This is a genomic window from Sphingobacterium sp. lm-10 (genome assembly GCF_023554555.1).
Lineage (GTDB): Bacteria > Bacteroidota > Bacteroidia > Sphingobacteriales > Sphingobacteriaceae > Sphingobacterium.
In genome coordinates this window covers 1,585,610-1,598,069 of record NZ_JAMJWC010000001.1, presented here as the reverse complement: position 1 = coordinate 1,598,069, position 12,460 = coordinate 1,585,610, and the positions used below count along the sequence as shown (strand labels likewise).

General features: G+C 42.5%; 11 protein-coding genes. 6 read left to right on the top strand and 5 right to left on the bottom strand.

Annotated features, from left to right (window positions below; translation table 11 throughout):
* Positions 1 to 7: 7 nt before the first annotated feature.
* The 4 genes from M8998_RS06385 to M8998_RS06370 all read right to left on the bottom strand — a co-directional run bounded on the left by M8998_RS06385 (position 8) and on the right by M8998_RS06370 (position 2,946).
* On the bottom strand, positions 8 to 571 hold the full coding sequence (locus M8998_RS06385) for a DUF4230 domain-containing protein (protein ID WP_249991479.1): 564 nt from the start codon (positions 569 to 571) through the stop codon (positions 8 to 10).
* Positions 572 to 694: 123 nt separating this feature from the next.
* Entirely contained in the window at positions 695 to 1,120 is a 426-nt protein-coding gene (locus M8998_RS06380) for a nuclear transport factor 2 family protein (RefSeq protein WP_249991477.1), read from the bottom strand.
* 218 nt (positions 1,121 to 1,338) lie between these two features.
* Positions 1,339 to 2,451, bottom strand: a complete 1,113-nt coding sequence (locus M8998_RS06375) for an EamA family transporter (protein WP_249991475.1) — start codon at positions 2,449 to 2,451, stop codon at positions 1,339 to 1,341.
* Between the two features lie 24 nt (positions 2,452 to 2,475).
* Positions 2,476 to 2,946, bottom strand: a complete 471-nt coding sequence (locus M8998_RS06370; RefSeq protein WP_249991473.1) for an Lrp/AsnC family transcriptional regulator — start codon at positions 2,944 to 2,946, stop codon at positions 2,476 to 2,478.
* Between the two features lie 243 nt (positions 2,947 to 3,189).
* Between M8998_RS06370 and M8998_RS06365 the strand changes: the two genes are divergently transcribed.
* From M8998_RS06365 to M8998_RS06340, 6 genes are all read left to right on the top strand, one after another.
* A complete protein-coding gene (locus tag M8998_RS06365; RefSeq protein WP_249991471.1) occupies positions 3,190 to 6,105 on the top strand; it encodes an FAD-binding and (Fe-S)-binding domain-containing protein in 2,916 nt (971 codons plus the stop codon).
* Positions 6,106 to 6,207: 102 nt separating this feature from the next.
* Positions 6,208 to 6,858 (top strand): hypothetical protein, encoded by a 651-nt coding sequence (locus M8998_RS06360; RefSeq protein WP_249991468.1) that lies wholly within the window; start codon positions 6,208 to 6,210, stop codon positions 6,856 to 6,858.
* Between the two features lie 39 nt (positions 6,859 to 6,897).
* The gene (locus tag M8998_RS06355; protein WP_249991466.1) at positions 6,898 to 7,791 is read left to right on the top strand and encodes a hypothetical protein; all 894 of its coding nucleotides are present in this window, start codon (positions 6,898 to 6,900) and stop codon (positions 7,789 to 7,791) included.
* Positions 7,791 to 8,612: an alpha/beta hydrolase gene (locus M8998_RS06350; RefSeq protein ID WP_249991465.1), complete on the top strand. Its 822-nt coding sequence runs from the start codon at positions 7,791 to 7,793 to the stop codon at positions 8,610 to 8,612. The genes M8998_RS06355 and M8998_RS06350 overlap by 1 nt, the downstream gene beginning before the upstream one ends.
* Before the next feature lie 18 nt (positions 8,613 to 8,630).
* The gene (locus tag M8998_RS06345) at positions 8,631 to 10,958 is read left to right on the top strand and encodes a TonB-dependent receptor (RefSeq protein ID WP_249991464.1); all 2,328 of its coding nucleotides are present in this window, start codon (positions 8,631 to 8,633) and stop codon (positions 10,956 to 10,958) included.
* A gap of 4 nt (positions 10,959 to 10,962) precedes the next feature.
* A complete protein-coding gene (locus tag M8998_RS06340) occupies positions 10,963 to 11,781 on the top strand; it encodes a DUF4249 domain-containing protein (RefSeq protein WP_249991463.1) in 819 nt (272 codons plus the stop codon).
* Here the strand turns inward: M8998_RS06340 and M8998_RS06335 are convergent.
* Positions 11,776 to 12,384 carry a polysaccharide deacetylase family protein gene (locus M8998_RS06335; RefSeq protein WP_249991461.1) on the bottom strand — a complete coding sequence of 203 codons (609 nt, stop codon included), beginning with the start codon at positions 12,382 to 12,384 and terminating at the stop codon, positions 11,776 to 11,778. The genes M8998_RS06340 and M8998_RS06335 overlap by 6 nt on opposite strands.
* Between the last annotated feature and the right edge of the window lie 76 nt (positions 12,385 to 12,460).

Genomic DNA, 12,460 nt, shown 5'->3' with positions numbered 1-12,460 from the left:
ATTTTATTTAGCGAGCAAATGATAAGTTTATCTTCGAATAACCCAATCCCTGCAATAATGGCCTGAATACATGGATCGCATTCGACTTAGTTTGCTCAAGAATGTCTGATTGCCTTACTTCTTTCGTGATCTGTGTCTCGGCTGCCTTATATGCTGCATCAACCAGTTGTGCCTCGCGGAAGAAAGCCATTTTGGTATCGTACACACGTGAATTATCATGGTCTATGCGTACATAGCAAATCTCAGGTATTGGCAATTGTATCGTAACGGAGTCCCCGATTACTTCAATGTCATCGGGAGTGATATTGGCTAAGTTTACACAACCCACTGCATCCGCTTTCACGATTAGCAATACAGAGGCATCTGGCAGATATGCGCTGATGTTTTTATGTTCTACCACATCACTTAGCCGGTACTTCACTAATTCCAATTTGCCCATTGCTTCAATACGCTCTACCAATATTTGATGTCGGGATTCCACATTGTCTACCGGACTAAATCTTTTCCAGATCATCCATCCGGCAAAACCTAAAAGAAGTACAACAAGTAGGGTAATTAAGATCTTTCTCATAATAAATGAATACTCAAATAACAGACCAATAGAAGGCCGGAAGGTTTAATTAATGGCATAACGCACAAAAAAAGCCTACATAAAAATGTAGGCTTACACACACTGAAACAAAATACCCAGTTTCTAAGGGTAAGTGGTCACGACTTTACTCACCTGCCAGCCATTATCAATTCGGCTTAATGTGATGTAGTCTACACGGGTGAAGTGGCCGAAGTCCATCGTTGCTTTAGCAATACTGGTATTGCCTACTTCATCTAAAATTTCATATCGGGATACGCAATCATACTTCAGACCTTTGTTCTTTTTAAGGAATTTCAGGTATTCAGACCGATTGTTCTTTGTACGGTTTAAATCGTTGACATACTCGAAATCTTTAGCGAGCAAGTGTTCGCTCCACTCATAGTTTCCAGCGGAGATCATCTCTACATACGTAGCGACGATACGATTCGTGTTGTAATTCTTTAAAGGATTTACCAGTGTTGCAGCAAAGGAGTTCATACTTAGACTAACCAAGATTGCTACGGTGAGGGTGATGAATATCTTTTTCATATCGTTTTGAAGTTATGTTTTAATGTTTCTTCAAAAGTAGTGTACAAATGGCTGGGTCGAAATGGCTATTCGACTAGCGTAGTGCTATATTCGGTCAGTTGGCGAGATTCACCGGTAAAAATCTCACGGACTTCTTAATATATCATTTTGCCGATTTATACGCTTACTTTCATAACTTCAAGACGCGAGGATAGAACGGAATGTTGCAAGCTGATATGTTAAATATTTTTAACGTTTTCTTTTTTGTTGCTTTCTGCGAATTCTGCAATCTCTACAATGCGTGGGATACTCGCTTTCGGAGCCATATTGCGTAGCTTCTTGATACGGCGTTTTCTTTTAAAATTGTGAATCAGCTTGCTATCGGAATACATTCTCCAGTTCATCAATAGTACACTACTCAGTACAATACTTAAGCCTAGGATCTGTAGTCCGGTAACGATATGATCTGTAAAAAAATGAGCTAGTAGGAGAGCAACGATAGGGTTTACATACGCATGCGTGCTCACCTCTGTGGCGGGCCTTACCTGTAACAACCAGATATAAGAACTAAATGCCAAGATCGATCCCATAATAATTAAGTACACGATCGTACCCCAATACTCCAAAGGCACACTAGCCGCATCGAAACGCGCATAATCGCCGTTTGTAGCCCCTACGACGGTAAAGACGACACCTGCGGTCAGCATTTGCCAAGCAGTTTTTACGCTTACATGCAAATCTTTTGGCTTGCGTGATTTATTATCTTCGCTCTCATCATCATAATCAGTAGGTTTTCTACTGTATTTACTATATAGAGAGCCGATGGTCCAAGCAATGGTACCCATGGTCATCACAATCATGGCGATGAGAATCATAGATTGATCGTGTTCATCGTCGCTGCCTTTGAAGATTTGCTCTGCAAAAAGCATAAATACACCGATGAAGCCCATTACCAGACCGATTACAGTCGTTGGACTTGTAAAATTTTCTTTCCAACGTGGTTTATCCAATACGATAAACCAAATAACCGTAGCAGCCGATATAATAGAGACAATACCGCTAGAGATATATTGCTCAGACCAGATTACGGCAGCCATATCTAAAAATAGCAATAAGAAGCCTACGAACATAGCCTGCTTAACAGCGGTACGCTCAAAAAGTCGGTAGCCTTTTATTTTACAATATCCCATCAGTAATGCTCCGGCTATCAAGAAGCGTATAGAACCAATTACGAATGGCGGGAAAACATGCAACGCCTTTTCAATAAAGAAAAAGGTAGATCCCCATACAATATATACGACCAGATATGCGAATACGATAAGCGCAATTGGTGATTGCAGTTGTTTAACCATGATAAAAAATCTAAAATATGTACACTATGGAATAACCAGTTTATGGCTTTCCTTTACTGTTTCTAACACAATGGTGGTGCGTGTAGATACAATTCCGTCAATCTGACTAAGGGAATTACGCATGAGATCAACCAGTCCTCCCGAATCGCTGGTGCGCACTTTAATTAAATACCCATCATCTCCGGCAATGTCGTGAACCTCTAATACTTCGGGAATCTCCGCCAACAAAAGACCTACCCGCTGGTCCCCAATGTTGTCGTGCGATTTGATAAAGATGAAAGACAACATCTTTTGATCCAAGGCATCTGGGTTGATGTGCGCATGGTATTCCAGAATAACATTTTTATGTTCTAATTTCTTGACACGCTCTAATATAGCCGAGGGTGCCATGCCCAACTCACGTGCAATATCAGCATTGTTTGTCCGAGCATTTTGCTGCATTATCCGAAGTATATGCAAGTCTACCTGATCCAGATTGTATTCAATTTTTTCCATTGCGGCACAAAAGTAAGAAATGATATGAATATTATTCGTTGTTTTTATGTAAATTATGAATAATATTCATGTTAAGTTTTTTATATAGAACATAATCCTGTGTAGGTGATTTTATTTAGAACAATATTCGTATTGTCATAGTGTTGATTTTGAGCTCATCAAAACGATCATTATAGATAGAATCACAATCGTTTTATTTATGTTTGCTACACCATTCATCCATATTCCATTGTAAAAAGTTTTATGAACAAGGACGTATTAGGGCAACTTTCAGATATTTTGCAAGGAGCACTTTTTTTCGATAGAGACATCCCCGCGCATCAAACTATGTGCATGGCCTATGCCACCGATGCTTCGATCTATCAAGAGTTGCCTTTGGCGGTAGCTATTCCGGAAGATGAATCCGATATTCAAAAACTAATTGAATTTGCCCAGATACATCGTGTCACGCTGATTCCGCGTACTGCCGGCACTTCTTTGGCCGGACAGGTTGTCGGCAACGGAATCGTGTTGGATATGTCGCGTTGCTTTACGGATATTTTGGAATTAAATGAAGAAGAGGGATGGGTGCGTGTACAACCCGGAGTGATACGCGATGATCTGAATGCTTTTTTGAAGCCATTCGGTTTGATGTTTGGCCCGGAGACATCCACCGCAAGTCGTGCTATGATAGGAGGGATGGTCGGTAATAACTCCTCGGGGCTGCACTCCATCGTTTGGGGAGATACGCGTCAAAATTTGCTATCGGCAGTTCTGCTATTGGACGATGGATCGCGCATGGAGATGGCCGCTTTGCTGCCAACGCAATTGCTCGAAAAGCTGAGTTTGAACACGCGGGAAGGAGAGATTTACCGAAAGTTAAACGATCTGCTAAAAAACAAAGTTAACCGAACAGCGATCGCTAAAGGATATCCAAAGAAAACATTGACAAGGCGTAATACCGGCTACGCACTGGATTTGTTGGCCGAAGAAGATCGACCTTTCGATCTCTGTCAATTGCTAGCGGGCTCCGAAGGTACATTGGGCATTATGCTCGAAGCAAAATTAAAACTCATGTCGTTGCCGCCAGCACAGGTGGGTGTGCTTTGTGTGCATTTTACAGATATGATATCGTGTATGCATGGAAACGTGGTCGCTTTGCAACACGCACCGCAGGCTTCTGAATTGATTGATAAGTATATCCTGGATTTTACGGTAGGGCACCCTACCTATCAGCATAATCGATTTTTCATCTCGGGAGATCCAGCGGCGTTGCTTATTGTCGAGTTTCGTGCAGATACAGTAGAAGGGGTGTTTGCTCAGGCAGAAGCGTTGAAGTTAGATTTACAAACACAAAACTTAGGGTACGCCTATCCTTTAGTAATAGGCGATCAGTCTCAGCTGGTGTGGGATGTCCGCAAAGCAGGTTTGGGACTAATCCGTAATCTTCCTGGTGATGCACAGCCCGTGAATTTGATAGAGGATTGTGCTGTGGCACCAGAAGATTTGCCGGCTTATGTGTCGGATGTGCAAGCCTTGTTGGCCGAGGAAGGTGTTCAAGCTTCCTATTATGCGCATGCCGGTGCTGGTGAACTGCATATCGAACCTTTTTTGAACCTTAAATCTTCACAAGGTGTCAAGCAATTCCGAGATATATTAGAAAAGACCACCGACTTAGTTTTAAAATACAATGGATCTCTGAGTGGCGAGCATGGCGACGGCCGTTTGCGAGGTGAATTTATTGGTAAAGTACTCGGTAAGGAAGTATATGCTTTGCTGCAGCAAGTGAAGTATATCTTTGATCCATCTGGCATTTTCAATAGCCAGAAAATTGTAGATACCCCACCGATGGATACCGCGCTTCGTTATGAAGTCGGCAATCCGCAGGAACAAGTGACTACCTATTTTGATTTCACAAAACAAGAAGGAATTCTTCGGCTGGCGGAGAAATGTTCTGGCTCGGGCGATTGCCGGAAGACAGAGGTAAGCGGTGGTACGATGTGTCCATCCTTTATGGCGACCCGCGACGAAAAAGACACGACAAGAGCACGAGCCAATATCCTCCGCCAGTTTTTAACCTCTTCTGCGCAGAAAAATCGCTTTGCCCATCAGGAAATCAAGGAGGTGATGGATCTGTGCCTAAGCTGCAAAGCCTGTAAGACAGAGTGCCCATCCCAGGTAGATATGGCCAAGATGAAGGCTGAATTTCTACAGCAATATTATGATCAATTTGGGCCTTCTTTTCGTTCGAGAGTAGTTGCCAATTTTACAAAATCGCAGCAGTTGGCTTCCATGGTTGCCCCTTTATACAATGCAGTAGTGCGCTCACCAATGTTGTCGTCAGGCGTTAAGCGTGTGTTAGGCTTCGCAGAAAAACGCTCCTTGCCCACTGTCGGAAATACGACGCTCAAGCAATGGCACGCGAAGAAGGCTAAACCACAATTTACAGATCGCCAGGTGTATTTATTCTGTGACGAATTCACAAACTATAATGATGTAGCGATTGGAAAGAAAGCTATTTTGTTGTTGGAAAAGTTAGGTTACGAAGTGATTATCCCAAATCACAAAGAGAGCGGACGCACCTACTTATCTAAAGGCTTTGTAAAAGAGGCAAAGCAGTTGGCTAAGTATAACGTGCAAGCTCTTTCATCGCTGATCACCGAAAAAATACCGCTAATCGGCATTGAGCCCTCGGCCATATTGACTTTTCGGGATGAGTACTTAGATCTTGCGGATGCAGGCTGGAAATTACAAGCACAGCATGCGGCACAACACGCACTGACGATTGATGAGTTTCTGGATCGGGAGATGTCACGGGGTAATATTGCCAAAACCGCTTTCACCATGGATGAAAAGCGATTGAAAATTCATGGACATTGTTATCAAAAAGCATTTCAACTAATGCAGCACACGTCGAATATAGTATCATTCCCTGCTAACTATCACATCGAGCTCATCCCATCTGGGTGTTGCGGTATGGCGGGTTCGTTCGGATATGAGAAAGAGCACTACGAGGTATCCATGAAAATCGCAGAACTCGTCTTGCTACCTGCTGTTCGAGAGGCGGATACAGAGACGCTGATTGTGGCGGCCGGTACTTCCTGCCGACATCAGGTAGCCGATGGTACCCATCGGCGAGCGTACCATCCGGTAGAGATTTTGTACGATGCATTAGTTTAGTTTTGTATTCGCCCAGCGAAGGCTTTTAAAAAATAACACGATCACCTATTCCTTCTCAAACTAATTTTTTGCAGATTTGTTAAACGATCAAAACTAAAGACCATGAAAAAAAGATATGCTATACTCGGTATGATTGCGTTGTTGGGTGCATTGGTAGGTTGCCAGTCTCCAAAACAACAAGGAAGTGACAGCACGGAATCTGCTAACACTGATCAGGTGATGGACAGTCGCCCGTTTGTAAATGACGAGAAAGCCGCTAAATTTAGGTTTTTCCTAAATATTGTTGGTGAAGAGCAAACAGACTCCACCATCATCTACACCGCAAAATCTATTTTCAGAGAAGATACTGTTGGACTGAAAATCGAAGTGCTGAAAAAGATTGCTGCTGGAGTGACCGCTTCCGGAGAACCGGATCAAGAGAATGGTTTTGTACCAGGTGCTATCCGGTTTTCTTCTCTCGGAGCATCTTCAGATCATTTTGTGCAGGCACTACAAGACTTATTCGATCTGAAAGATACGGGTAAGATGACGGCTAGTGTCGTAGCGCCACTTGTTTTCTCCTCTAATAATGAAGCTATAGACCTTGGAACAGATAAGCAGGCAACGTACAGCTTCAAACTGTTTCTGGAAAATGAGTTAGGGGCTGAAGCGGAAGTGTTTGCTGTGTTAGATACCTACCGGAAGTCTTTCGAAATCTCAGAAAAAGATACATCATTCCGCCCACAGCTAATTGCCGCATTTGCGTCGAACTAAATTGATTTTATTATTCATATTGCTGTGACTACTATACGCATGAGCCGCATACATTGGAGACTTTGTCTTATCCTAAGCTTAATTGGATTTTCTGTCTCTTTGATGCATGCACAAGTGCATCCAGATTCTATTCGCCAAACCTTGGGTAAGGTGAGGCATCCAGCCCTGCAAGAACTTTCGGGCATGGTGCCTTCGGTTGCTAATCCGCATTGTTTTTGGGTGCATAATGACAGTGGCGATGAGGCGAATATCTATTTAATCGATTCTGTTGCTAATTTATTGTGTACCTACGGCCTCGAAGGGGTTTCCGCTAGAGATTTTGAGGAAATAGCTTGGGTGGTGAAGGATGGAAAATACCATTTGGTAGTCGGAGATATTGGCGACAATAGGGGTAAAAGGAAGCAGGTTGTATTTCATTTATTTCCAGAGCCAGTATGGCAAAAGGGAGATCTTAAGGAGCAGATTACTCAGGTATCTTCCTTTTCTGCAGTCTACCCAGATGGTCCTAGAGATGCGGAAGCCTTCTTTGTTGATCCGCTTACCAATCAATTGATTCTGATCTCCAAAAGAGATTTCCATGTGCATGTGTATAGTGCGAACTTTCTACAGGATGCTCATTACGCTGGATCTAACAAGCCCTACCTATTAAAAAAGGAAGCAGAGCTACCTCTGTTCTTTGTCACCGCTGCTGATATATCTCCCAATGGACAAGATATCTTAATCCGAAATCTTACCAATATTTATCACTGGCGCCGCGACCCATCGCAATCCGTAATATCTGCACTGCAAAAGGCATATACAGAAATTCCCTATGCTCCAGAACCGCAAGGAGAAGCAATCGCCTTTGATCGTAATAGCCGAAGTTTTTATACAATTAGTGAGCGACCATTAGGTTTGGATTCGTACCTTTACCAGTATCAACTCATTAACTAATGAAACTTTCCTATATGCTGGTGTGTTTCCTGCTGTTGTGTCAACAATTGCTGGGCGCACAAGTCGACACGGTCGACGTGTTTAGCAATAGCATGCAAAAAAGCATAAAAACAGTCGTTGTGCAACCTACGATAAAGACTGCTAAAGACAAAATGCCCACTTTGTATCTATTACATGGTTTCGGCGGTAAATATCATGATTATGTTCAGCGCGTGATGCGGCTTCAGGAAATGGTAGATCACTATCAAATGATTGTTGTGTGTCCAGACGGAGGGCATGGTTCCTGGTATTGGGATATTGAAGGCGATACCAACTTTCAATACGAAACCTTTGTTTCTAAAGAATTGGTTCAATATATTACCGAGCACTATCCTGCGCAAAACGACGCGCGTTATCGTGCCATTACGGGCTTTAGCATGGGAGGCCACGGGGCTTTGTATCTTGCGTTGAGACACCAGGACGTGTATGGTGCTGTCGGGAGTATTGCCGGAGGGGTAGATATTCGTCCGTTCCCAAATAATTGGGACATGGCTAAGCGGCTGGGGAACTATGCAGAAAATCCAGAGCGCTGGAAAACGCATACCATTATGGAAATGCTTCATTTGGTGGGGGGTACGTCTTTGCCTATTTATATTGATTGCGGTCGCGATGATTTCTTTTACGGAGTAAATCAACGTCTGCACGAAAAAATGACCGATCTCAACATACCGCACCATTATCAAAGTATGCCCGGGAGGCATGATTGGGCGTATGTAAATAAATCACTCGATTTCCAGTTTGCCTTCTTTAATCAGGTTTTTCTTGATGGAGAAGTGCAATAATCGCACAATTAATTTTTAATGATGCTTCGGATATTCTTTGCGCTATATACCTTATTGATATTTATTGATGTAGCTCAGGCTCAAAATCGTGTAACACTCAGCGGTTTTGTAAAAGATGCTCGCTCTGGCGAAACGATGATTGGTGCCATGATCAAGCTGCCTGACCTACAGATTTCTGCTAGTACCAACAGTTACGGGTTCTTTTCAGTACAGGTGCCAGCGGGCACACATCAGGTAGAAATATCTTTTGTAGGCTATACCACTTTCTCCACTAGCATCGTGTTAGAGCAGGATGTGCAGCGCAGTTTTGAAATCACCCATCAAGATAAGGAGATTGAAGAAATTGTAGTCTCTGCTTCTTCCAGGGGCAATCAGGTGAAAAGTCCACAAATGGGTGCTGTGAAAATCACGACGGAAGAGATCAAAAAGATCCCGGTAATTTTTGGTGAGCAAGATATACTCAAAACCATCCAGTTATTGCCGGGAGTAGCTACAGGCAACGAAGGCTCTTCCAATTTCTTTGTGCGTGGTGGCGGAGCAGATCAGAACCTGATCCTGCTAGATGAAGCTATCGTGTATAATGCGGCTCATTTATTAGGCTTTTTCTCCACCTTTAATTCAGATGCTATAAAAGATGTAAACCTTTTTAAAGGAGGGATTCCAGCGCAGTATGGAGGCCGTATATCTTCGGTACTCGATATCAATATGCTAGATGGAAACCAGAAAGAATTTGGTGTAGAAGGTGGTGTGGGTTTAATCGCCTCTCGCGTAAAAATTGACGGTCCCATTATCAAAGATAAAAGTTCTTTCATGGTGAGTGGACGTAGAACCTATGCCGATCTGTTTTTGAAATTGTCTAACGACGAAAATGTTAACCAAAGTAAGCTTTACTTCTATGATCTGAATGCAAAGATGAATTACAAGATTAACGACCGAAACACCTTGTATCTATCTGGCTATTTTGGGAAAGATGATTTGGGTTATTCTGATCTGTTTAGTTTTGATTGGGGCAATGCGACAGCTACTTTACGTTGGAATAGTATTCTAAATGACAAGCTTTTTAGTAATACTTCCTTAATTTATAGTGATTTTACCTATAATGTGCGGGTTAACAGCAATGACAATGATTTTGGAATCGCTTCTCAAATTCAAAACTGGAATCTGAAACAGGATTTTACGTATTATGGTATCAATAATCACTCGTTTCGCTTTGGCTTAAATGTGTTGAATCAACGTATTAGCCCTGCTAGTCTTAGCGCTGCCGCGAATACAACGGTCAATTCGATATCAGTGGATACCCGACAGGGGGTAGAGTCTGCCATTTACGCTTCGGATGAGTGGAATGTGACAGATCGTTTTTCCATGATTTATGGGCTGAGACTTACTAACTTTATGGTGATGGGCCCAGGCACTTTTTACGATTTTGATAGTGATGGTGAAGCGATCGGTCAGCAACGATATGATGGGCGCGAGATTGTGAAAAACTATCTAAATCTTGAACCACGCCTTTCCATGAGCTATTTACTCAATCGCAACAATAGTATCAAAGGAAGTTATAATCGCATTGTACAACATTTGCATCAGCTCACGAATACTACTTCGAGTTTGCCGACAGATCAGTACGTGATTAGTAGTAGGAATATAAAACCGCAGATTGCTGATCAGGTGTCGCTCGGCTATTTCCAAAACTTTGCGAACAATGGCTATGAGTTTTCTACCGAAATCTATTATAAGGATATGCAGAATCAGATCGATTTCCGGAATGGAGCCGATCTGCAAGCCAACAATCAACTGGAAGGCGAGTTGTTATTCGGAAAAGGGCGGTCTTATGGAGTGGAATGGCTTTTGCGAAAAAATAGTGGTAGGCTGAATGGTTGGGTGAGTTATACCTTGGCTAAAAGTGAGCGTCAGTTTGACCAGATCAATGAGGGCAATTGGTTCAACGCGCGACAAGATCGTACACATGATATTTCTATTGTGGCTATGTATGAGCTTTCCAAACGCTGGACCGCCGGCGCTACCTTTGTCTATAACACCGGAAATGCCATTACTTTTCCATCTGGAAAATATCAAGTAGACGGCAACACCATGTTTTATTATACCGAACGCAACGGCTATCGTATGCCCGATTATCATCGTCTGGATCTATCAGTGGTTTACGAACCCACACCTCAGAAGAAACGTTTTCAATCTAGTTGGGCATTTGGTGTATACAACGCCTACAATCGGCGCAACGCTTACATCATCGATTTTAGAGATAGTGAAGTAAACCCAAATGTGACCGAGGCCTACAAGATTGCGTTATTCGGAGCAATTCCTTCTGTAACCTGGAATTTTAAGTTTTAGTCCCATGAAAAGATTATATATAGGTACCCTTGTTCTGGTTTTATGTCAATTCTTTTCGTCTTGCGAAGAATTAATCGATATCAACCTCAATGATGCCGACCCACGCATCGTTATCGAAGCAGATCTAAATAATCTCAGTACTACACAGGTGATTTACGTATCGCGTACGGTACCTTTCAACGATACAAGACCAAATGAGGTAGTAGAGAATGCAGAAGTTCGCGTGACGAGACCACAAGGTAATTCGATTTTATTTACCTATTCTGATGAACATAGAGGCTATGTTAACCGCGCATTTTCTGTCCGTGAAAATAATACCTATAGCCTTCGCGTGACGGTAGACGGGGAGCTGTATGAAGCCACAGAAACTATGCCTATGCGAGTAGGAGTAGACTCTGTAGGTATGCTACGCGAAAATATATTTGGTGATACCTATTATTTTGCCACTTTACGCTTCCAGGATCCCGCAGGCATTGATAATTACTACAAGTACAATGTCTCTGTAGATGACCGACCTATGAAGTTTTTTGCGGCGTTTAGCGATAAGTTTAATGATGGCTTATATGTAACACACCAGATTGGAAGCGTGGATAACGATATTGAGATGACTTCACAAGTGCTTATCCGCAGGCAAAGCATTAGTGCATCGGTTTTCCGATACTGGAACGAAATTCAGTCGACGAATCCTGGATCCGCAGCACCGGCAAATCCTACCTCTAATATTTCTAACGGAGCATTGGGTTATTTCAGCGTAAGTAGTGCAGAAGAATTTCGATTCGACTTTTCTAATTACCAGGAGATGACGACGGAAGATAATTTATAACAGAGAGAACTCATACCCCTTTTTTTGTAGATATTCTATCATTCGGGGTAAGGCGTATTGCACGTTTTTGAATGATTTGACGTTATCATGAAACACGATGATGCTTCCATTTTTCGTGTATTTTATAGCATTTTTAAGACACTGTTCAGGGCTAATTTTAGGATCATAATCTCCTGTCAGCACATCCCACATCACGATTTCGTACTTTTCTTTTAAAGCTTTTAATTGAGATTTTTTCGCTCTGCCATAGGGTGGACGAAACAGCTGCGTATCGATTAGTTTTTGACATGCCTCCACATTTTCCAAATAGATATCGTGCGGAGTGTCCCAGCCTCTCAGGTGCTGCATAGTATGATTGCCTACAGCATGTCCTTCTTGCATCAGCCTTTGCAGGATACTCCCATTTTTCTGTACATTTTCACCTACACAAAAAAAGGTAGCTTTCACTTGATGGTCTTTTAGCGTGTCCAAAATCCAAGGAGTAACTTCAGGAATTGGGCCATCATCAAAGGTCAGGTAAATTTTCTTTTCCTTACGTGATCTGTTCCAGGTAGCTTCCGGATACAGGCTGCGGAGTAGAAATGGAGCCTTGACGATGTGCATGTGTTGTGTACGTTAAAAATTTATCCCAAATTTAAGCATATAAATTGCCAATCAGGCAATTGGGGTTCACCAAATC